The 22,674-nt window shown below is 35.7% G+C and carries 19 protein-coding genes; 9 read left to right on the forward strand and 10 right to left on the reverse strand.

All coding sequences use genetic code 11. From position 1 onward, the window contains the following. Positions 1-86 precede the first annotated feature (86 nt). Together LUA91_RS10375 and LUA91_RS10380 are read right to left on the reverse strand one after the other, a co-directional pair. Positions 87-3,128, reverse strand: coding sequence for a DUF2723 domain-containing protein (locus tag LUA91_RS10375; RefSeq protein WP_231425977.1), 3,042 nt, complete (start codon positions 3,126-3,128; stop codon positions 87-89). Between the two features lie 228 nt (positions 3,129-3,356). Continuing rightward, positions 3,357-6,383: a DUF2723 domain-containing protein gene (locus LUA91_RS10380; RefSeq protein ID WP_231425978.1), complete on the reverse strand. Its 3,027-nt coding sequence runs from the start codon at positions 6,381-6,383 to the stop codon at positions 3,357-3,359. Positions 6,384-6,751: 368 nt separating this feature from the next. Here LUA91_RS10380 and LUA91_RS10385 point away from each other — a divergent pair, with 368 nt between their 5' ends. The 3 genes from LUA91_RS10385 to pth all read left to right on the forward strand — a co-directional run bounded on the left by LUA91_RS10385 (position 6,752) and on the right by pth (position 9,296). Beyond that, complete coding sequence (locus LUA91_RS10385; RefSeq protein WP_010601960.1) at positions 6,752-7,693, forward strand: ribose-phosphate pyrophosphokinase; 942 nt, start codon at positions 6,752-6,754, stop codon at positions 7,691-7,693. Between the two features lie 150 nt (positions 7,694-7,843). Further along, complete coding sequence (locus LUA91_RS10390) at positions 7,844-8,428, forward strand: 50S ribosomal protein L25/general stress protein Ctc (RefSeq protein ID WP_010601959.1); 585 nt, start codon at positions 7,844-7,846, stop codon at positions 8,426-8,428. A gap of 307 nt (positions 8,429-8,735) precedes the next feature. Continuing rightward, positions 8,736-9,296 (forward strand): aminoacyl-tRNA hydrolase, encoded by a 561-nt coding sequence (pth, locus tag LUA91_RS10395; RefSeq protein ID WP_231425979.1) that lies wholly within the window; start codon positions 8,736-8,738, stop codon positions 9,294-9,296. A 132-nt stretch (positions 9,297-9,428) separates the two neighbouring features. Here the strand turns inward: pth and LUA91_RS10400 are convergent, their stop codons facing one another. Then, positions 9,429-10,094 (reverse strand): tetratricopeptide repeat protein, encoded by a 666-nt coding sequence (locus LUA91_RS10400; protein ID WP_231425980.1) that lies wholly within the window; start codon positions 10,092-10,094, stop codon positions 9,429-9,431. Positions 10,095-10,219: 125 nt separating this feature from the next. On the opposite strand from LUA91_RS10400, the gene LUA91_RS10405 reads away from it, so the two are divergent. Together LUA91_RS10405 and LUA91_RS10410 are read left to right on the forward strand one after the other, a co-directional pair. After that, positions 10,220-11,323 carry a DNA replication/repair protein RecF gene (locus tag LUA91_RS10405; RefSeq protein WP_231425981.1) on the forward strand — a complete coding sequence of 368 codons (1,104 nt, stop codon included), beginning with the start codon at positions 10,220-10,222 and terminating at the stop codon, positions 11,321-11,323. After that, the gene (locus LUA91_RS10410) at positions 11,316-11,606 is read left to right on the forward strand and encodes a DUF721 domain-containing protein (RefSeq protein WP_231425982.1); all 291 of its coding nucleotides are present in this window, start codon (positions 11,316-11,318) and stop codon (positions 11,604-11,606) included. The genes LUA91_RS10405 and LUA91_RS10410 overlap by 8 nt, the downstream gene beginning before the upstream one ends. Positions 11,607-11,696: 90 nt before the next feature. On the opposite strand, the gene LUA91_RS10415 is transcribed toward LUA91_RS10410, so the two are convergent. The 3 genes from LUA91_RS10415 to LUA91_RS10425 form a co-directional block, all read right to left on the reverse strand. Further along, positions 11,697-11,873 (reverse strand): hypothetical protein, encoded by a 177-nt coding sequence (locus tag LUA91_RS10415; protein ID WP_010601953.1) that lies wholly within the window; start codon positions 11,871-11,873, stop codon positions 11,697-11,699. A gap of 57 nt (positions 11,874-11,930) precedes the next feature. Next, the gene (locus tag LUA91_RS10420; protein WP_231425983.1) at positions 11,931-12,704 is read right to left on the reverse strand and encodes an FKBP-type peptidyl-prolyl cis-trans isomerase; all 774 of its coding nucleotides are present in this window, start codon (positions 12,702-12,704) and stop codon (positions 11,931-11,933) included. Between the two features lie 131 nt (positions 12,705-12,835). Next, entirely contained in the window at positions 12,836-13,255 is a 420-nt protein-coding gene (locus LUA91_RS10425; protein ID WP_010601951.1) for a nucleoside-diphosphate kinase, read from the reverse strand. A 118-nt stretch (positions 13,256-13,373) separates the two neighbouring features. Between LUA91_RS10425 and LUA91_RS10430 the strand changes: the two genes are divergently transcribed. The 3 genes from LUA91_RS10430 to LUA91_RS10440 all read left to right on the forward strand — a co-directional run bounded on the left by LUA91_RS10430 (position 13,374) and on the right by LUA91_RS10440 (position 16,508). Beyond that, on the forward strand, positions 13,374-14,384 hold the full coding sequence (locus LUA91_RS10430) for a bifunctional oligoribonuclease/PAP phosphatase NrnA (protein ID WP_231425984.1): 1,011 nt from the start codon (positions 13,374-13,376) through the stop codon (positions 14,382-14,384). A 37-nt stretch (positions 14,385-14,421) separates the two neighbouring features. After that, a complete protein-coding gene (locus LUA91_RS10435) occupies positions 14,422-15,408 on the forward strand; it encodes an FKBP-type peptidyl-prolyl cis-trans isomerase (protein ID WP_231425985.1) in 987 nt (328 codons plus the stop codon). Between the two features lie 122 nt (positions 15,409-15,530). Further along, positions 15,531-16,508 (forward strand): FKBP-type peptidyl-prolyl cis-trans isomerase, encoded by a 978-nt coding sequence (locus tag LUA91_RS10440; protein WP_231425986.1) that lies wholly within the window; start codon positions 15,531-15,533, stop codon positions 16,506-16,508. A 125-nt stretch (positions 16,509-16,633) separates the two neighbouring features. Here LUA91_RS10440 and LUA91_RS10445 read toward each other — a convergent pair whose 3' ends face one another. The 4 genes from LUA91_RS10445 to LUA91_RS10460 form a co-directional block, all read right to left on the reverse strand. Next, complete coding sequence (locus LUA91_RS10445; RefSeq protein WP_231425987.1) at positions 16,634-17,104, reverse strand: CYTH domain-containing protein; 471 nt, start codon at positions 17,102-17,104, stop codon at positions 16,634-16,636. Then, positions 17,104-19,053 carry a beta-N-acetylhexosaminidase gene (locus LUA91_RS10450; protein WP_231425988.1) on the reverse strand — a complete coding sequence of 650 codons (1,950 nt, stop codon included), beginning with the start codon at positions 19,051-19,053 and terminating at the stop codon, positions 17,104-17,106. The genes LUA91_RS10445 and LUA91_RS10450 overlap by 1 nt, the downstream gene beginning before the upstream one ends. 381 nt (positions 19,054-19,434) lie before the next feature. Continuing rightward, positions 19,435-20,136, reverse strand: coding sequence for a gamma-glutamyl-gamma-aminobutyrate hydrolase family protein (locus tag LUA91_RS10455; RefSeq protein WP_231425989.1), 702 nt, complete (start codon positions 20,134-20,136; stop codon positions 19,435-19,437). Positions 20,137-20,288: 152 nt separating this feature from the next. Beyond that, the gene (locus LUA91_RS10460; protein ID WP_231425990.1) at positions 20,289-20,426 is read right to left on the reverse strand and encodes a hypothetical protein; all 138 of its coding nucleotides are present in this window, start codon (positions 20,424-20,426) and stop codon (positions 20,289-20,291) included. Positions 20,427-20,567: 141 nt separating this feature from the next. Here LUA91_RS10460 and LUA91_RS10465 point away from each other — a divergent pair, with 141 nt between their 5' ends. Beyond that, on the forward strand, positions 20,568-22,640 hold the full coding sequence (locus tag LUA91_RS10465) for a M48 family metalloprotease (RefSeq protein ID WP_231425991.1): 2,073 nt from the start codon (positions 20,568-20,570) through the stop codon (positions 22,638-22,640). Positions 22,641-22,674: the final 34 nt, after the last annotated feature.

The following is a 22,674-nucleotide window of genomic DNA, read 5'->3' on the forward strand; positions in this document are numbered from 1 at the left end:
GCTCATAAGACTTCGTAAGTTAATCTAAAAAAAAAGCAGCTACAAATTAATGCAGCTGCTTGATTTATGATTTTAATTGCGCCTAACTATTGTGGCGTTTGTTGTGCATAATACGGAGAGAATCTGGCTTCCAAACCAGTGAAAATTTTCTCCAACTGGGTGCCAACTTTATCCTGTCCATTGGCTTTTGCGGTTCTGATCATTCGATCTAAATAGTATAAGCCTGTTTGAACATTTTGCGATCCTGTTAAACCTTTCGATGCAGAAAGATCAGCCAGATAAGTTAATTCTTTATTAACGTAATCTCCAGATTGCGTTAAAATTTCATTAGCTCTAGCCGTTTCACCCAGTTTATACAAGTTTTCTGCCATGTAGAATTTAACAACCACGGTACGAATGCCATAGAATTTTTGAGGCATTACTTCGTAATACTTCTCAACCACTTTTTTGGCTTCAGCAGTTTTACCATCTTTAATTAAACTTCCTGTTAGGTTGCTGAAAATATTAGTGAAAATAAAAGTATCATCTGATGATTGTGGATCTAAATAGGTAGCATTTTTCATGTTACCCCATTTAAATTTGGTCATTACATTATTGTACAAAACTGGGGTATTTAGTTGTTCTGATCTTTCTTCAGATGTTGTGGTATCTGGTTTTAACGGCATTAAGCGTAAAGCTAAACCTTCACTGTACAGATATTTATCCAAACCATTATATTGTTCAGAAGGAACTGTTGAAGCAAAATAAATAGGGCGTTTCCAATCGTTATGAGCAAGAATATCCAACATCGCTAAAGTTCCTTTAGTTACATATCCTTTGTTAAATGTCCAGGTCATTTCAGGAACGATTTTCGACGCATCAGCAGCGCTAACGGTTCCGGTGCTCAATACCTGTTGAGGATTGATGGTGATTTTAAAGTTTTTGGTTGGTAAGAAATTCGATTTCGTACCATCTTGCATAGCTACTTTATCGTTATCATCATTGGACAACAAAAGATCGACAATGTTTTTAAGCTCTACCGCACCAGCAATTTTATAATCATCATATGGCATTACATCACGTTCACCCTGAACATACTGTTCTGGTTTCATCGATATAGGTAGTGGTTCTGATTCGTTTTGTTTCTTTTTAGCCCCATTGATGTACCAATCTGTATCAAACAAACTTAGGTTTACAATGCGGATATCCGGCCGAACATTTTCTACTTCCTGAATATACCACAATGGGTAAGTATCATTATCCCCATAAGTGAATAAAATTGCGTTTGGCGCACAGGATTGCAAATAATCTAAAGCTATATCATGTGGAACCATTTTCGTAGAACGATCATGATCATCCCATCCTTGTTGCGCCATAATTACTGGTGCCGCCAATAAACCGATAGCCGTTGCAGCAACAGCGCCTTTGGTAGGCGAAAGCTTTTTAAATAACCATTCTTTTATGGCCAATGCCCCGAGACCAATCCAGATGGCAAAAGCATAAAATGATCCTACATACGCATAATCACGTTCACGTGGTTCAAGTGGTTTTTGATTTAAATACAAAACAATCGCGATACCTGTAAAGAAGAATAATAAAGCAACTACGCCAGCATCTTTTTGATTGCGTTTGAAATGCCATAAAGCACCTATGATTCCCATTATTAATGGCAAAAAGAAGAATCGGTTGTAAGCATTATTATCTACAGTTGATGGTGGTAAGTTCGTTTGATCACCTCTTAAAAGTGCATCAATTGGTTTAATGCCACTAATCCATGTGCCTTCATGGCCACTTCCTTGTCCTTGCTCATCATTTTGGCGACCAGCAAAATTCCACATAAAGTAACGCATGTACATGTAGCCAATCTGGTAACTAAACAAGAAACCAACGTTATCTACCAAGTTTGGAACTTTAGCATCATCCAAACGCATCCATTCTTTGTAAAAAGCAGCATGTCTCGCATCATCACTATACATACGAGGCAATAAAGTGTTGTTGTTATACTCATATTCTGTTTTTACACCTGCTTTTTCGTATTTATCGTTGCCTTTTCTCCAGATGGTTTTTCCGCCTTCCTTAATGCCTGTGCGCTCCGAGTTGTAGTTAGGTCCATAACCTAAAGGTCTGTCGCCATATTGCTCACGGTTTAAGTAGCTTAAAAATGAAAATGCATCTTTTGGAGCACTGTTATTTAAATTCGGATCAGCTTTAGCCCTGATGATGATCATCGAGAAGGAAGCATAACCAAAAATAATTAATACAGTAGAGATTAAACCTAGGTTAAGTAATTTCTTTTGATGTTTGATGGAGTAACGGATACCCCAAACCAATGCTGCTATTATTAAGATGGCAAAGAACAATACACCTGTTCCAAAGCCTAAACCTAATGTGTTCACAAAGAATAAATCGAAATATGCACCAAATGAAACCAGGTATTGAATAATTCCGTATTGGATAACAGCTAAAATTAAGATACCAATAACTAAGGTTTTAATAATACCAGAAGTGGTAGCTTTATCTGTTCTTTTGAAATAATAAATAAATGCTAAAGCAGGGATAGTTAATAAGTTTAGCAAGTGAATACCAATTGATAAACCCATTATGTAGGCAATAAACAATAACCAACGGTCGGCTTTTGGCTCATCTGCATGTGCTTCCCATTTTAATATTGCCCAGAATACAATAGCGGTAAATAAAGATGATTGTGCATAAACTTCAGACTCAACTGCTGAAAACCAGAAACTATCAGAAAAAGTATAAGCCAGTGCACCAACTGCACCCGCACCCATTATACTAATTAAGTTGCCGGTAGTTAATTGTTCGCCAGCTTTAACAATTGTTTTTTTGGCTAAGGCTGTAATGGTCCAAAACAAAAATAAGATAGTTGCTGCACTCGAAATGGCAGAGCCAATATTCATCCAATATGCAATTCTGGTTAAATCGCCTGCGGCGAAAACCGAGAAGAAGCGTTGGATCATCAAGAACAATGGTGCCCCTGGCTGGTGTACTACCTGCATTCTAAATGCTGACGCGATAAATTCTCCGCAATCCCAAAAACTTGCTGATGGCTCGAGGGTTAAAACGTAAGTTATTGTGGCAATTAAAAAGCAGATCCAGCCTACTATATTATTGACTTTTGAATAATTCATTGGTTTATTTAATGATATTAAAAAATGTTTTCACATAAAAATGCTGCCGAAATTAACTATTCTAGTCGATAAAACAGGTAAATTTTTAGATTGATTTAACAAATTTTAACGGCTTTGCTACCATTTGTAACACGTTCTTTAATCCGTTTTTAATTTAATGAAAATATAAAAACCCATAAACTGAATTATAAAATCTGTTTATGGGTTAAGTTTTTAATGATTTAACTACTAACTCGATGCAAATGGTGTAAATCTGGTTATGAAGTTATTGTATTCGTTTTCCAGTTTTTTACTTAATTCCTTTTGCTTAAATGTTTCTGTTAGTCGAACCATTTGGGCAAGATAGGTGAGGTAGATGCGAACATTTTGCTCTGATGCTAGCTGGTTTTTGCTTTCAGACACATCTGCTAAATATGTTAATTCTTTATTTATATGGTCTGCAGACTTATTAATCATCGCATTAGCTCGGTTCAAATCGTTTAAACGATAAAGGCTCTCCGTAACATAAAATGTACTCATCACCTGGCGTACTGTATAAAATTTATTTGGGATCACCTGGAAATATTTATCAACCAGTTCTTTTCCCTGACCAATTTTTCCTTCATCAATTAATTTGGTTAATAGGCCGCTAAACATATTCGAAACATATGTTACATCATCAGCCGATTGTCTGTCGAGATGATTTGCTTTTTTTATGTTGCCATAGCTATAAACACGCATCAAATTGTTAAACATAGGTTTTGGATTAATTAACTCAATCCTGTCTGCTTCTACGCTGTCTGGCTTTAGTGGAAGCAATCGCTTATTTAGCCCTTCCGTGTAAAGGTATTTATCTAAACCTATATACTGATCGGTAGGCATAGCGCTGGTGAAATAAATCGGTCGTTCCCAATTGTTATGGGTTAGAATATCAAATAAAGCCAAAGTGCCTTTGCTTACATAGTTGCCAGCGTAAGTCCACTCCATTGCCCCAGCAATTTTGCCAGCATCTTCTAACGGAACCGTTCCAGTATCTAAAACCTGTTTCGGGTTCACTGTTAGTTTAAGGTTTTTGGTGGGTAAAATGTTATACTTTGATCCATCACTCATTGTGGCTTTATCTTCGTCATTATCAGATAACAATACATCCAAAATATCTTTCAACTCAACAGATTGTGCAATCTTATAATCTTGATAGTACATTACATCCCTCGTTCCGGCAACATATTGTTCAGGTTTCATGGTTAACGGTAAAGGTGCTGATTCATTTTGTTTACGTTTCATACCATCGATATACCAATCGGCAGTAAATAAACTTAGGTTTACCACACGTACATCTGGACGAATATTTTCAACTTCCTGAGCATACCAAACTGGGTATGTATCATTATCGCCATAAGTGAACAGGATGGCATTAGGTGCGCAAGATTTTAGATAGTTAACGGCCATATCATGTGCAACATGGCTTTCAGAACGGTCATGATCATCCCAACCTTGCGAGGCCATTAAGGCCGGAACAGATACAATAGCAATTAAGGATGCGAAGATACTGGCTTTAGTTGGTGATAGTTTTTGAAAAACCCAATCTTTCAGGCCAAATACACCCAAGCCAATCCAGATAGCGAAAGCATAAAAGGAGCCCACATAAGCATAATCTCTCTCCCTAGGTTCAATCGGAACAGAATTTAAATAAATTACAATGGCAACACCAGTAAAAATAAATAGCAACCCAATAATGCCTGCATCTTTTTGGTTTCGCTTAAAATGCCAGATTGCGCCGATTAAGCCAATAATCAGTGGTAAAAAGAAAAACCTGTTGTAAGCTTTATTCTCCGTGATGGATGGAGGCAGATTGGTTTGATTACCTAATCTAATGGCATCAATTGGTTTTACCCCACTTAGCCAGGCGCCATTTCTTCCGCCCAGTTGTCCATCCTCATTATCCTGTCTGCCCACAAAATTCCACATAAAATAGCGCATGTACATTTGGCCGGTTTGAAACGAAAACATGTAACTTAAATTATCGCTCAAAGTTGGTTTATGTGCATCATCAAAACCCATATAGTTTTTATAGAAATTGATGTGTTCGGCTTTATCGCTGTACATTCTGGGTGCCAGTGTTTTATCAGCAAAAATATATTCTGATTTTGTTCCAGCAGATTCATATTTATCTTTTCCTTTTCTGTAAAGCTGCCCGGTTTCTTTAACATCAATTTTTTCTGAATTGTAATTTTCGCCATAAAGCAATGGGCGGTCACCGTATTGAGATCGGTTTACATAACTTAAAAAGTTGAAAGCATTTTCAGGATTGGTATTATTTAGATTAGGTTTGGCATGTGCTCTTATAATTAAAATGGCAAATGAGCTATATCCAAAAATGAGCAGCGTAGTAAATAGCATTAGCATATTTAATGCTTTTTTATTTTTCCTGATGGAAAACAATAGTCCATAAAGTATGGCTCCGATAACCAGAACAGCGAAAAATAATATACCAGAACCAAAACCCAAACCAAGTGTGTTAACAAAGAAATAATCAAAACTTGCTGCAAAAGAAATGAGGTATTGGATAATGCCAAATTGAACGATGGCCAGTGCAACAATCGATATTAAGAAAACTTTAAGAATGCTTTTCCAGTTTGGATTTGGATACTTTTTAAAATAATAAACAAAGATTAATGCTGGTATAGCTAATAAATTTAACAAATGGACACCTATAGAGAGCCCCATTATGTAAGCCACGAAAAGTAACCACCTATCTGCTTTTGGTTCATCAGCTTGCGATTCCCATTTTAAAATGCCCCAAAATACAATTGCCGTACATAACGACGACATTGCGTAAACTTCTGCCTCTACCGCTGAAAACCAAAAGCTATCTGAAAAGGCGTAAGCTAAAGCGCCTACTAAGCCTGCACCGATGATGCTAATTGTTTTTGATGTACTAATTTCTTCCCCTTTTTTGACTGTGGTTTTCTTGGCCAAAGCAGTAATTGTCCAGAATAAAAAGAGAATGGTACCCGCACTTGCCAACGCAGAAGATAGGTTCATAAAATAAGCAACTAAAGTTTTATCGCCCAGGGCAAGGGTAGAAAATAACCGTTGAACCATAGAAACAATGGGTGCGCCTGGTTGATGAACCACTTGCATGCGGAAAGCCGAAGCGATAAATTCGCCGCAATCCCAAAAACTTACCGATTGATCTAAAGTTAGAACATACGTTAGTGCAGCAATGCAAAAGCAGAGCCAACCCGCAATGGTGTTGATTTTTGAATAATTCATAGTAAAATTTAGTCTTTGATAATAAATGGTTTAAGTGATGCTCACTTAAAAAAGTCGTAGAAAAAAATAAAATGTTGCATGCGATATGATGATTTTTTTATCTTTGCAATGCAATAAAGGAAGGCAGGAAGAAATTAAAAAATATTTTAAAATCGCTCTTGCATAATTAAAATAAGCTTCCTACATTTGCATTCCCTTTCGAGGATTTGTTCTCGGAAAAGATTGTCCGATAGTATAAGGGTAGTACAACGGTTTTTGGTACCGTTTGTCTTGGTTCGAATCCAGGTCGGACAACGAAAATTTTAATGTCGGATCGTGTTTGTAAAATGACATGATCCGATTTTTTTTAACCGTAAACTACACGGATCATGCCATTGCAGTTTAACCCGGTAAAGTTATTTTCCGGAACAGGTTCTAGAGGACTATCACTAAAAATTGCTGAAAGTTACGGCAAACCACTTGGTGATGTAACCATTCACAAATTCAGTGATGGTGAGTTTCAACCTTCTTTTGATGAATCGATCCGCGGCTGCGATGTTTTTTTAATCCAATCTACTTATCAGCCTAGCGATAATTTAATGGAGCTTTTGCTAATGGTTGATGCTGCTAAAAGAGCATCGGCACATTATATTACTGCAGTTGTTCCATATTATGGTTTAGCCCGCCAAGATAGAAAAGATAAACCCCGTGTAGCAATCGGTGCTAAATTGGTAGCTAATTTATTAAAGTCTGCAGGTATCCACCGCATCATGACGATGGATTTACATGCAGCACAGATACAAGGTTTTTTTGATATTCCGGTAGATCACTTAGATGGATCGGTAATTTTTGTTCCTTATATCAAAAGCTTGAATCTGCCGAATTTGACTATTGCATCACCAGATATGGGTGGTTCATATAGAGCTCGTACTTTTGCGAAATTTTTTAATGCAGAAGTTATTATTTGCGATAAACGCCGTAAACGTGCCAATGAAATCGAATCAATGTCGATAATTGGTGATGTAACCGGGCAGGATGTAGTGTTGATAGATGATATTTGTGATACCGCCGGAACATTATCAAAAGCTGCAGCTTTGATTATGGAAAATGGAGCGGCCAGTGTAAGAGCAGTTTGTACACATGCTGTATTATCTGGTAAGGCTGTAGAAACGGTTGAAAATTCTGTTTTAACTGAATTAATCGTAACAGATACTATTCCGTTAAGGGTAGAGAGTGAAAAAATTAGAGTGCTAAGTACAGCAAGTTTATTTGCAAGAGCAATTGCTAATGTAAATGAACATGGTTCGATTAGTGACTTGTTTAGGGTTTAGCGATAAGCGTTTTGCGATTAGCGTTTTATAACGCCAAACGCCATGCTCCAACAAAATAAGAGTTTAAGAAGTTGAAAGTAAAAGGTTTAAGGTCAAAAGTCTTAATACTTGATACTAAATACTTACTACTAATAAATAAATATAAATAAAATGAAAACAATCGCAATTAGCGGTTCTCCAAGAGAGAACGTAGGGAAACGCGATGCCAAGGAACTTCGTTACGAAGGTAAAGTTCCGGCGGTATTGTATGGTGGAAAAGAGCAACAACACTTAGCTGTAGTTATTGCTGATTTAAGAGATGTTATTTATACCCCGGAAGTAAATTTTGTGGAAATTGATGTAAACGGTGCTAAAACTAAAGCTATCGTTAAAGATACTCAATATCATCCACTTACCGACGTATTAATGCACATCGATTTTCTTCAGTTGTTTGACGAGAAAGAAATCGTAATGGAAATTCCAGTTAAATTAACAGGAACTTCTCCAGGTGTTAAAATGGGGGGTAAATTAATCCAGAAATTACGTAAACTTCGCGTTAAAGCTTTACCAGCTAACATGCCACAAAACGTTGAAGTAAGCTTAGAGAAATTAGAAGTTGGTAGTTTATTCCGCGTTCGCGACCTTAAAGTTGACGGATTCGTAATTACTAACACTCCTGAAGATACTATCGTTTCTGTTGCAATGTCTAGAGCATTAAAACAAGCAGAAACTGAAGCTGCTAAAGGTAAAAAATAATCAAGCTTTCTTGATTTTACAGAAAACGGTTCGGATTTATTCGAGCCGTTTTTTTGTATAGGTTTTTTTTGGATAATTTTCCAATATCAAAGCATTCTGCTTTTCCGAATTATCGAGATCTGCATTTCCTTAATGGGTTTTAGTGATTAAGATCCTGAAATGAATTCAGGATGACGGCAGAACGATGCATTTTCTGAAATATTTTTTCTTTCAGCTTTAGACTTCCTACTTTTATCTTTGAACTTTCTACTTTAAGCTTTCCACTTTTATCTTTGGTCTTTCCGCTTTAAGCTTTTACCTTTGCGCCATGAAATATCTTATCGTTGGCTTAGGGAATATCGGACCAGATTATGCACATACACGCCATAACATAGGTTTTGATATTGCCGATCAGCTGGTTAAAGATTTAAATGGAAGTTTTGATAACATTCGTCTGGCTTATTATGCTGAAGTAGGTTTTAAAGGCAAAAAACTTCATGTAATAAAACCGACAACTTTCATGAATTTGAGTGGGAAAGCTGTAAATTACTGGATGAAGGAGTTAAAGATTGCTCCTGAAAATGTTTTGGTTGTTGTTGATGATCTTGCACTTCCATTGGGTAAATTGCGCTTAAAACTTCAAGGTTCTAGCGCTGGCCACAATGGCTTAAAAAGTATCGAAGAGGTTTGCGGAGGACAAAATTATGCCCGCTTACGTTTTGGTATTGGTAGCGATTATCCCAAAGGCCGTCAGGTAGATTTTGTTTTAGGTTTATTTGATAAAAACGAACAGTTGGAACTTCCTGCTTTGATTGATAAAAGTGTAGACTTAATTAAAAGTTTTGTAACGATTGGCCCCGCACATACCATGACTGCCTTTAACAAATAAGTTTGCGCCGTCGTTGCGAGGTACAAAGCAATCTCAATGAAATAGATAACATTCATTCTCAAAATGATGGAATTTTTGAGCAAAAAAAAAGACCATCTTTCGATGATCTTTCCAATATATTTTAGTTAATGATTATTTAACTTGTTCTTGCGCTCTTGCGATATATGCATCAACCATTTGTGCTTCAGCACTCTCTGGATATTGTGTTTTGATTTTTGTATAAGCCTCAACAGCACCTTTAAAATCTTTTTGGTTTTCTGCAACCAAACCTAATTTTTTAAGAAACATCGGAGAAGTAAATTTGCTAGCTTTATCCGAAGCTTTCTTGTAATAAGTAGTAGCTTGTTTGTAATCTTTTAGCTCGCTGTAAGCATCACCTAATAAACCCAAAGCCAATGGATCAGCAACCGGACTACCTGTAGCACTATATTTACTTAAGGATTCAATTGCTTGTTTATAATCGCCTTTGCGTAAATAAATTCCACCTAAATATAAGTTTGCCAAGTTTGCTGATTTTGTATTATCATATTCTTTAGCAATTTGCTCTAAACCTGGGTATCCACCTTCACCTTTAATGGCTTTGTTAGATAAAGAATCTACACCGATAAACTGTTCTGCTTTAAACATTTTGCTCGCAGCTTCTTCAGCACGGTCTTTTAAATACACACCTTGGTACCAAAGATATACTAAGATTAATAAAACTACAGCACCTGCTATAAATAATAAGCTCTTAGTGTTTTCCTGTAAAAATGAACCTTTTTTAGTAGGTTGAATTGTCTGGTTATCTGTTGTAGACATGTTTGTTTAAAAAATTTAAGATTGCAAAAATACATTTTTCAATCAAAGAATCAATCTTTATTTTGAAGTATTTAATTAAACATTAGTTATTTAGAGGGTAAAAAACGGTAAATTGCGCCATATTTATGTGGTTAAAGAATATTACGCTTCTAAATTTTAAGAACTATAACGATGCAGATATCCAATTTTCGGATACAGTAAACGTTTTTACAGGCGATAATGGCTCTGGTAAAACCAATATGCTCGATGCCATTCATTATTTATGTTTGTGTAAAAGCTATTTCAATCCTATTGATGGGCAGCAGATCAAAACAGGTCAGGAAATCTTTATGATTCAGGGCGACTTTGATCGAAGCAGCAAAAACGAAAAAATTTCATGCGGGGTTAAGCGTAATCAGAAAAAGCAGTTTAAGCGGAATAAAAAAGAATACGATAAACTTGCTGATCATATCGGACTGTTTCCTGTGGTGATGGTTTCACCTTATGATGTTAACCTGATTATGGAAGGGAGCGAGGAGCGAAGAAAGTTTATAGATAACGTAATATCTCAAACCGACTCACATTATCTTGATCAGCTGATTTCTTACAATAGAATTCTTTTAAACAGGAATGCGCTTCTTAAACAAATTGCCATCACCAGGAAATATGATCCAACTTTATTGGAGATTCTTGATGAACAACTGGTTTTTGCAGGTAATAAAATATTTGCTACCCGTAAGGCCTTTATGGATGAATTTATTCCATTGTTTAACCAATATTATACCTACCTTACCGAAAACAAAGAAACCGTCGAGTTAAATTATCAGTCGCAATTAAATGATACTGCTTTTGATGATCTTCTAAAAAAATCGGTAGAAAAAGATCGGGTATTGGAGCGCACCACAACCGGGATTCATAAAGATGAATTGGCTTTTGTAATTAGTGGAATGCCACTAAAGAAATTTGGCTCGCAAGGTCAACAGAAATCCTTTTTAATTGCTTTAAAGATTGCCCAATACGCTTATCTCGCAAAAAATAAAGGCTTCAAACCTTTACTTCTGCTAGATGATATTTTCGATAAATTAGATGATAGCCGTGTTCAGAAGTTGATGCAAATGGTTTCCCATCACGATTTTGGCCAAATATTTATTACCGATACGGGTAAAGAAAGAGTGAAATCGATTTTTGAAAAAATACAAGTTGATGTAACTTTGTTTGAAGTAGAAGAGGGACAAATAAAAAATGCGTAAACCGAATGATATAACCATGAAAGATGCCGTGAGCAAAATGCTTGATGTGTATCGCTTGCGCCGTAAATTTGATGAAACTTCTATTTTAGCCGTTTGGCCCGAAATTATGGGTACTGCCATTGCCAATAGAACAACTCAAATTTACATCCACGATAAAAAACTCTTCATCAGAATCGAATCTTCAGTTATCAAAAATGAACTGGTAATGGTTAGGCAAGGCATTATTCAAAAGTTAAATGAACATGCCGGGAGTGAGGTAATAACTGAAATGGTATTTCTTTAAAAGATATTTTCAAAAAAAAGGCTAGTAAAATTATTTTACTAGCCTTTTTTGAATTTTAATAGATAAAGACTCCATACTTTAATTTGGAGACTAACTTCTTCCTCCACCAAATATTTTGGCTAAAATCCAGATGAGTAATGCAACCACTACTACAACTATAATGATACCAGACCAAATGCCGGCTTTAAATATACCTCCAACAAGTTCACAACTGCTTAAGGTAGTGCATAAAAATGCGATTAGTGCTATAGGTAATATCTTTTTCATATGATGTTAAATTATGTATATCCTAACATCAAACGGTAAAGAAAGTTTTAATTAAGACTATTTGCCATTAACTTTTAACAACTCAACTTCGAAAATCAATGCGCTATAAGGTGGAATATCAGCACCTGCGCCACGTTCTCCGTAAGCTAAGTTATACGGAATGAAGAACTTATATTTCGATCCCGCAGGCATTAACTGTACACCTTCTGTCCAACCTGGAATAACTCGGTTTAAAGGGAAACTGATTGGTTCGCCTCTATCGTAAGAGCTGTCGAATTGTTTTCCATTCAATAAAGTTCCTTTGTAGTGAACCAAAACTGAATCGGTTGCTATTGGTTTTACGCCAGTTCCGGCAGTTAAAACCTCATATTGTAAACCGCTTGCAGTTGTTTGAACGCCAGCACGTTTTTTGTTTTGTTCTAAAAATTCTTGTCCTTCTTTTATCATGGGTGCAAATTTAATTTTGTTAGCTTCATTTTCAGCTTTGTTTTTTGTTGTTGATGCTTTTGTAATTGCTTCGTTTATACATTGCTGTGCTTGTTCTTGTGTTAAAATAACTTTACCACCTGTAAAAGCATCTTTAAGGCCTTTAAGCAAAACATCATAATTTATGGTAGATAAACCTGTGGATTTCAAACTTGATCCAATCGAGCTTCCGAAAGCATAGCTGGTAGAGTCTAATCCAGATCTTAATCCAGTACTTACCACAGTGGTTTTAGTAGTAGTGGTAACTATTTTTTTTGCAACTGGTTTTTTAGCAGCAGTTTTGTTTTGCGCATTTGCTGCAACAGCGATGCCTGAAATGCATACCGCTAATAAAAATTTCTTCATTGTGTGTGATGTTGTAATTATTTCCAACGTAGAATTGGATAGATTATTTTTAAAGCCTGAAAGATACAAAAATCATAAAACAATAAAACCCCGAAAAATCGAGGTTTTATATAATATTTTATTTTTAAAAACTAGAAACGCTCGTCTGCTTTGAAGAAAAAGTTACCTTCAATTTCTGCGTTCTCGTCAGAATCTGATCCGTGAACAGCATTTGCGTCAATTGATTTAGCGTATTTCTGACGGATAGTTCCTTCAGCAGCTTCAGCTGGGTTAGTAGCGCCGATTAATTTTCTAAAATCTTCGATTGCGTTATCTTTTTCTAAAATGGCAGCAACGATAGGTCCTGAAGACATAAAGCTCACCAAGTCTTTGTAAAAAGGACGTTCTGCGTGAACCGCATAAAACTGACCAGCAGTTTCATCAGTTAACTTCGTATATTTTAATGCAACGATTTTGAAACCTGCATTGGTAATGTCGTTTATGATCGATCCGATATGGCCATTTGCAACTGCATCAGGCTTGATCATTGTAAAAGTTCTGTTAGTGCTCATTGTATTGATATGAAATTTTCTGCAAAACTACGTTTTAATTGATGAATATTAAAAGGATAACGTTAAATAAGCTGACAATAATATTAATTTTTACTTAGCTTTGCAGCGCAAAAAATATATGTTTACACTAACAGAATTAAAATCCCTACTGGCTACGCCACAACGAATTGTGATCACTACGCATCATAAACCAGACGGCGATGCAATGGGCTCATCATTAGGTTTATATGGATATCTGATACAGAAAGGTCATCATGTTAAAGTGGTAACTCCGACTGATTACCCAAATTTTTTGCATTGGATGCCATACAATAGCGATGTAGTTATCTTTACCGAAGAACGGGAAAAAGCTGCAAAACTGGTAGATGAAGCTTCAATTATTTTCTGTTTAGACTTTAATACTTTAAGCCGCATTAACGAACTTGGTGAACTGGTACGTGCAGCTGGCGCTAAAAAAGTGATGATTGATCATCATTTAGAGCCAGAAGATTTTGACGATTATCGCCATTGGGATATCAATGCTTGTGCTGCCGCACAATTGGTTTACGATTTTATCGTGAATCAGCTGGAGGATAAAGCAGGAATCAATAAAGAGGTGGCTTCGTGTTTGTATACAGGAATCATGACCGATTCAGGTTCTTTCCGTTTTGAATCTGCAACTTCAAATGTTTATCGCATAGCTGCAGATTTAATAGATCTTGGTGCCGAACATTGGAAAATCCACCAGGCTGTATATGATAATGCCAGCGAAGATCGTTTACGTTTTCTAGGTTATTGCTTATCCAACAAATTGGAAGTAATCAGAGAATATAATACAGCAATTATTTCTGTTACCAAAGAAGAATTATCTCGTTTTAAAAGTGAAACCGGAGATACTGAAGGTGTTGTTAATTATGCATTATCGATTAATGGTGTTCGTTTGGCAGCCTTAATTGTGGAAAGAACCGATAAAGTAAAACTATCAGTTAGATCCACAGGAGATTTCCCTGCAAATGAAATTTGTAAAAAATACTTTAATGGCGGCGGTCATAGAAATGCGGCTGGCGGTGCTTCAGATAAACCATTAAATGAGGTGGTAAACGAATTTAAATCAATATTAGAAGAATATAAAAATCAATTAATTGCATAAAGCAAGAAACCAAATAAAAACAAGTTTAATTATAAAAATGAAAAAAGGAATAATTGTTCTTTTAGCGGCAACTTTAGGTTTAGCAGCTTGTAACAAAGAAAAAAAGGGAGCGGGTGGTTTATTATACACAATTCACCATTCTGAAGGAAAAGAAAAAATTAAAGAAGGCGATATCGTTAAAATGAATTTTATTCAGAAAAATGATAAAGATTCTGTTTTAGGCAGTACTTACGATATGGAAAACCCTCAGGTGTTTCCAGTGCAGAAAAAAATGTATGCTGGTGATATGAACGATGTTTTAACATTGTTTGGAGAAGGTGATAGCGCAACTTTTAAAGTGAATTTAGATACTATGGCTTTTTACAGCAAACAGCCTAAGCCAGAGCAATTCAAAAACGATAAATACATCACTTTTACAGTAAAAATCGAAAAAGTATTCGCTAAGAAAGCTGGTGAAGCTGATTCTACCTTTAACAAAAGAGCAGGTGAGTTTTTCCAGGCTGATTTCAAAGCAAGTGCAGATAAAAAGAAAAACGCTGAAGAAGGTAAATTAAAATCTTACATCGCTGATAACAATTTGAAAACTACAACATCTGCAAGTGGTTTACAATATATTATCAAAGCACCAGGTAATGCTGAGAGAGCTGCCTTAGGCGATACAGTTACTTTAAACTACACAGGTAGAGTGACTAAGAAAAATGATAAAGGTAAATATCCGATTTTCGATACTAGCGATGAAAAAACTGCTAAGGAAGAAGGAAAATTCCAGGCTGGCAGACCGTATGGTCCAACCAAAATGGCTATTGGATCCACGATTCCGGGTTTTACTGAAGCTATTCAATTGATTGGAAAAGGCGGTAAAATTATGGCTATCATTCCTTCGAAATTAGGTTATGGCGAACAAGGTGCACCTCAGGTTGGTATTATGCCTTACAGCCCAATCGTTTTCGAAATTGAGATCACTGATATTAAAAAAGGTACAGCTCCTGCACCTTCTGCTCCAGCAATGCCTGCAGTAAAATAAGAATTGATAAATTATTCTTCATAAAAATCTTGCCCAGCATAACAGGCAAGATTTTTGTGTTTAAATGCAATACCAAATGCTAGAGAAGGTAACTTTGTTGCCATTCAAAATAACATAAACAAATGAAAAAAGGATTATTAGTTTTATTTGCAGGAATTTTAGGTCTTACTGCCTGTAATAAATTTGAAAAGGGCGAAGGCGACATGACCTATAAAATTTACAAAAACGAAGGCAAGCCGAAAATTGAAGAAGGTGATTTGGTGAAGTTTAATGTGATTCAAATGATTGATACAAAATCTGGAGATTCGACATTAGTTAATACCTATGATAATGAACGCCCTCCATTTTTCACTGTTACTAAATCAAAATTTAAAGGGGATTTGGTTGCCGCTTTAAAACTTTTGGGTGAGGGAGACAGTGCTTCATTCAAGCTAAATTTAGATTCTTTAGCTAAATATAATGATCAACCAAAACCAGTTGCTGCTCAAAATAATTATGCTACCATTACAGTAAAAATTGAAAAAGTTTTGCATAAGGTGACAAATGAAACAGATTCGGCTTTTGAAGATAAAAAAAGAGATTTTTACAAGGCTGAATATGAAACTTTGGTAAAGCGCAACAAAGCTAATGAAGCGTCGAAAATTGCAAAGTATATTGCCGATAATGAATTGAAAATGAATACCACTCCATCAGGGTTGAATTATTTAATCGAGAGAGCAGGCAATACCGAAAGAGCTGCCGCTGCAGATACCATTATGGTAGATTACACCGGACAATTCACCAATAAAAAAGCTGATGGTAAACTTAATGTGTTCGATACTTCTAATGCCAAAGTTGCAAAAGATGCAGGAATCTATTCACCATCAGCACAATATGCTGCTCGTCCGTTGGTATTAAATCAATTGCCTAATGGTTTTGCAGAAGGCGTTAAGCTGATTGGTGTGGGTGGAAAAATTAAAATCATTATCCCATCTAAATTAGGTTATGGCGAGAACGGAGGTGGATCAATTAATCCTTTTACTCCGCTGGTATTTGATATAGAATTAAAATCAATTGTTAAAGCCAATAGTGAAAATGCAATGGTAGCACCTGCTAGATAAAAAGTTAATATCTGATGCAGTTATTGAAAGTAATTAAAAAAAATCCGCAACATTTACTGCTGCGGATTTTTTTATGTGATATTTTATGCCAAGGCTTATTATCTTTGCATTATTGTTTAAATAGCTTAATTCCAATCTTTAAAAGGATACTTCGTTAAGTTGGAGTTGTAGTATTTTTTTTCGTGGGTAACTTCTTCTGCAATCCAATCTGGGCGTTCGAATTGTTCGTCTTCTGATTCCAATTCTATTTCTGCAACAATTAACCCATCATTATCACCAGAAAACACATCAATTTCCCAAAGTTTATTGGCATGAAAAATTTCATATCTAATTTTCTTAAGTTCAGTTTCTGCAAAGCTATCCAACAATTCAAGGCCTTCAGTATAAGGGATTTCATATTCATACTCTAATCTTGAAGCACCAACTGAAATGCCTTTTATGGTTAACCAGGCTTGATCATCGGCTACACGAACACGAATGGTTTTCGATGGATCGCTAACTAAATAACCTTGTCGTAATAGTTTCCCAATTGGTTTTTCAAAATTATTCCAATGCGTTTTATTGATCAGAAATTTGCGTTCTATTTCTTTACCCATTATTTGCTTCTTTTTTGCAATTCGGCAATGGGCATGCTAATTAATCTGCCCATAGGCTGTTTACCTTTATAGGTAATCACACGCAACATACTGGCATCTTTTGGAGCAGTTAATGCGCCATTGTATTTAGGGTAAAAACGATCGGGGCTCGAATTATCAAAACTGTAGTAAATATCCAATCCTTCTATTTCGGGAGTCAGTTCGATCATTAATTGCTTATCAGCATTACGTTTAACTGTAAAAATTGGATCGTAAATCGCAGGAGAATATTTAATCTCTGCTAAATCTAAACGTTTAAAATGCGCTTCAGTACGATCGATAAAATTTGTCCAGTTTTTCTTTTCAATCGGACTCCAAACAGATTCGGAAATGGCGAAGGCACGTGGCCAAAGCATGTATTGAACCTGGCGGAAATTGAAAATCTGCTCCGTCCATAGGTTTGCCTGACCGCCAATAATATATTTTGGATCGGCACCTGCTGGAATGGGATTAAACTGGTAAGCCTTGTTTAACCTCAACGAAGCATATACTTTTGGTTCAGTAATCTGATCGGCTTGCATATAATCCAGGTACGCAAAATCTGTTGGACTCATAACCACATTGTGTTTATCCTTTGATGCTTGGATTCCATATTTTATACCTCTCCAACTCATTACCGACGCCGTAGGCGAAACACCACCTTCTAAAATTTCATCCCAGCCCATAAATTTTTTGCCCTTTGAAACCACGATTTGTTCCACGCGTTTTTCAAAATAAGCCTGAACCTGCGGAATTGTTTTCAATCCCTCACGTTGCATTAACGCTTTTACCTGATCGTTTTTCTCCCAAAAATTATGCGGAGCTTCATCGCCACCCATGTGGATATATTCAAAAGGGAAAAGTTTTGCCACCTGGGTAATCACAGAATCGAGGAAAACATAAACTTTCTCATTGGCAGGACATAGGGTATTATCAACCAAAGCTGTTGGTGGAGCACCACGACTCCAATCCATAATTTTTTCGCCCGAACGAACCTTATAATTTACAGCTTCGGGTGTGCATGATAATTCAGGATATGATGCAATAGCAGCCAAACTGTGTCCTGGAACATCAATTTCGGGCATAATATTGACGAATCGATCTTGTGCATATTGAACCAATTCTTTAATATCTTCTTGTGTATAGAAACCGCCGTAAGTGCGGGGCTCGTTTGCTGTTGGCGGAATAAAATCGCCGAAAGTACCTGTTTTTTGAACACTCCAGGCACCAACTTCAGTCAATTTTGGCAATCCCTTAATTTCGATTCTCCAGCCCTCGTCATCAGTTAAATGAAAATGCAGAAGATTGAATTTATAACGAACCATATTATCAATAAACAGTTTTACTTCATCTTTAGTAAAAAAGTGACGGGCAACATCGAACATCAATCCCCGCCAGCCTAATTTCGGATAATCAATAACATCTACGCAAGGCAGTTTCCATTTTACATTGGCAACAACTTCCTTACTTTCAATTTCAACAGGAAAAAGTTGAATTAAAGATTGAACACCCCAAAAAATACCAGCAGGTTTGTTGGCAGTAATTACAATTTGAGTTGGGTTTACATTCAGTTTATAGCCTTCGGCGCCAAGTTGATTATCACTTTGGCTATTGATTATTAACTTTATTGTAGGATGATTTGCTGTTGTAACTGAACTTACAAATTTGCCGGTCGCCCGCTCAATTCTTTCAGAAAGGACAGCAACTGATTGTTGTAAACCTTCACTTTTAGAGGCCTGAATACTAATATTTTCGGGCAAAGTAAAGGTTCCGGCTTTCTTCATTAACGAAACCGGTTCGGGAATGATGGCTATTTGCGCCTGTGAAATCGGACTATCGCCTTCAGCAATTTCAGGTTCACTAATGATGCTTTGAGCAAATGTATTCGTTGCAAACAAGAAGAGTGAAAATATGAGGAATATCTTTTTCATTATAAATAAAACTGCGGATGAATCAAATAAATATTAATTCGCAATTTATTAAAAAAGATTTTTACAAAGCCAATTATTAAGCACAATTATAGTTTATCCCATCAAATGACAATCTTTTGGTTTAGTAAATTCCCTCAACTCAAGATATTAAGAACTGCTAATCTTTCTCGCAAAGATAACTTCGCCCAATAAGATTGAGCTTGTTTTAAGGTTTCGCTTGATTTGAGGAAAAGCTTAGTCGTCTGCTTCTAAAGTGAAAATTATTTCTTCTGTTGCCGGATTAATGATTAACTTTTTTTACCATTGATCTTCGGACCCGCCTTTCGCAAGAATGGATGAACAGAGATGTGATGATTTAAAGCCTAATGCGAAACGCTGTATTTATCCTTTAATAATCGCGTGGATAAATGCCTCATGTAAATTTCTGCTGAACGGACTTTGTTGATCTATTAATCTTTCCGGGTGCCATTGAACAAACAAAAGAAATGATTTCCCTAGCGGATAAAGTCTTTCCATAGCCTCGGTAACGCCATCCGGCGAAATGGCACTAACCACCAAACCTTTACCAGTTCTATCTGTGCTTTGATGGTGATTGCTGTTGACTAAGCCCTTATCTGTATGTACAATGCTGTTTAACCAAGAGGATGGATTGATAATGATTTCGTGATAGCGGTCGCTTTTATCGGGCATTTTAGCGTGATCGAATTTCCCCCATGTTGAGATATCAGGAATTAAAGTTCCTCCGAAAAACACGTTGCCAACCTGCATGCCGCGGCAAATTCCTAAAACAGGAATTCCGTTTTTCTCGGTGTAATCCAAAACCTTAAACTCAAACTCATCGCGTTGCTCATCAATATCATCATCATAACAATAAGGATAATATTCGGGCAGATTATAAAATCTTGGATGAACATCTTCACCACCAGTTAAAACAATACCCTGGCATTTTTCAATATCATCAAAGTTATTTAGTTTATAACCAAGTTGAATAACTTCTACATTTTCATTGTATGATAAAACCCAATTGCTGTAAATATCGAATTTGCTGCAATCGGTAACGCCTATGATTATTTTTTCAGTCATAATATTTTACTACAGATTTTGCAGATGAACACGGATTACTTACTGTAATTGTAATTCAAAATAAACTTTAATAGCTATAATCTGTGTTTAGTTTATTAATAAATCTTTCGATACAATTGTTTCTATGTATTCATTTTTAACGCCAATATCATTCAATTTATGATGATCGTTAAGTCTGAATTTAAATCGAACAAATATACCAAAGCAACACCTTCAGTTTCTTCATTTAGCTCTAAAGTTCGGTGAATTTTTCGGAAATGGTTTTCTAAACCTGCGATTTTAAATTTCATACCATAAGGAATATTTACGGCGCTCGCCAAACCATACCTGAAAATATTAAGCCGAATTTATGATAATAAATCAGCATTGCGATAAAAGAAAGGCAATGCATTTATAGCAATTTATTATCTTGCAGTATCAAATTATATTTCATGTTGGATTACGCACTCAAACCATCTGAAGATTTCAGAAAATCGGCCATTAAATCAGTATGGGCTATCGCCTTATTTGTATTTACTTACGCTTTTTTAATAATTATTTCCATAACGCTCACGGTAGTTTGTTGCTATTTGGGAATTAAACTTATTGAATTTTACGTGAACATCTTAACCATTATGCTGGGCTTAGGCATGATTGGTTTTGGTTTTCTGATATTGTTTTTCTTAATCAAATTTATGTTTAAGAGCAATAAAATGGATCGATCACACCTGATAGAAATTATAAAGGAAACTGAGCCACAATTGTTTAAAATGATTGATGAAATTGTAGCTGCTGTACATACTGATTTCCCTAAAAAAGTATATTTATCAAGTGAAGTAAATGCTTCAGTTTTTTACGATTCCAATTTCTGGAGCATGTTTTTTCCTATTCGAAAAAATTTGCAAATAGGCGTTGGTTTAATTAATACAACAACTATAGATGAATTGAGGGCAGTATTAGCACACGAATTTGGTCATTTTTCGCAAAAAAGTTTAAAAATTGGCAGTTACGTTTATAATGTAAATCGCATTATTCATGATATTCTATATGATAACGAAGGCTATAATCAGGTTGCCAGAAATATTGCAGATTCTACCTCTTATTTTGGGATTTTTGTATTGATATCTGATAAAATAGTTGGCCTTATGCAGCACATTTTAGTTCAAGTTTATGGTGTGCTTAATGCCAATTATTCTAAACTTTCACATGAAATGGAATTTCATGCTGATGCTGTTGCCGCTCATGTAGTTGGCTCTAAACCATTGATAACTTCCCTGCTACGTATGCAATTGGCTAACCAGGCATTAGATCTGGTATTGAATTATTACGATAGAAAAATCGACGCAAATATTAAAACAGAAAATGTGTTTCCACAGCAAATACTTGCAATGAATTTTCTGGCGAAGCAGAACAAATTGCCAATTATAAATGAGTTTCCAGAAGTTGATCTTCGTTATTATAATAGATTTAATAAATCAAAATTAAGTTTTAGTCAGGAATATTCTTCGCATCCAGAAACTGAAGAAAGAATCCTAAGGTTGGAACAGATAAACGCTCCAGTGAAAAATAGCCAGATAGGATTTGCTATAAATTTAATCTCAAATAAAAATGAAATCGCTGCTCAACTTACCCATAAAATGTTCGCCAATGTGAATTATCTGGAGGAGCCAGTTGATCAGAATGAAACCGATTTCGAATTTGATTTCGTAAATCAGACAAGCCAAAATTCATTTCCTGTAATATTTAATGAGTATTTTGATTATCGAAATCCATTTATAAAATATACAGAAGGCGATTTAGAGAAACCAGTAGTTCATCGAGACTTAAACTTTGATGATCTCTTTGGAGATAAAAATTTAACTTTCATTTATGAATTGAACGCCTTAGAGTCTGATTGGAATACAATTGACAGGTTAGATTCGGGTTTGATTGATGTGAAGACTTTTAATTACAATGGTCAGAAATACTCAAAAGGAGATTGCAGAGCCATGTTAGAGTATCTGAATTCTGAAATACAGAATAAGAAAACGGAATTGGAAAACTTAGATTCTAATATTTTTGAGTATTTCCGTTTTCAGGCTTACGAACAAAAGTTGGATGCCGATTTCAAACGTTTAGCATTATCATACCAAAACATTGCCGAAAAGTTTAAACTCCAGCAAATTGTTTATGCTGATCTGGCAAATGCAACCACTTTTATGCACACCACAACACCATTTAACATCATAAAAAATAAAATGGTTGTGGTAAAAAAAGAAGAAAAAAAATTCAAAGAGAGTTTAGTCTCTATTTTATTAGATGAAGACTACGAAAATAGTTTAAGCGATGAAGTGAGGCTTCGTTTGGAAGAGTACCTTAAATATGATTACAAATATTTTGGAGCAGATTTATATTTCGATGAGGAGCTTAAAGTGCTTTTTGCTGCCATGGCAGATTATGCAGACGTTATTACAGACACTCATTTCAAAGCAAAAAAACAATTATTGGAGTTTGAAGCAGATTTGTGTATTTCGGTTTTAAACTAAATAAAAAACCCGGTAGTTTCAGCTACCGGGTTGG

It is taken from the genome of Pedobacter sp. Leaf250, from assembly GCF_920984735.1.
Taxonomy (GTDB): Bacteria; Bacteroidota; Bacteroidia; order Sphingobacteriales; family Sphingobacteriaceae; genus Pedobacter.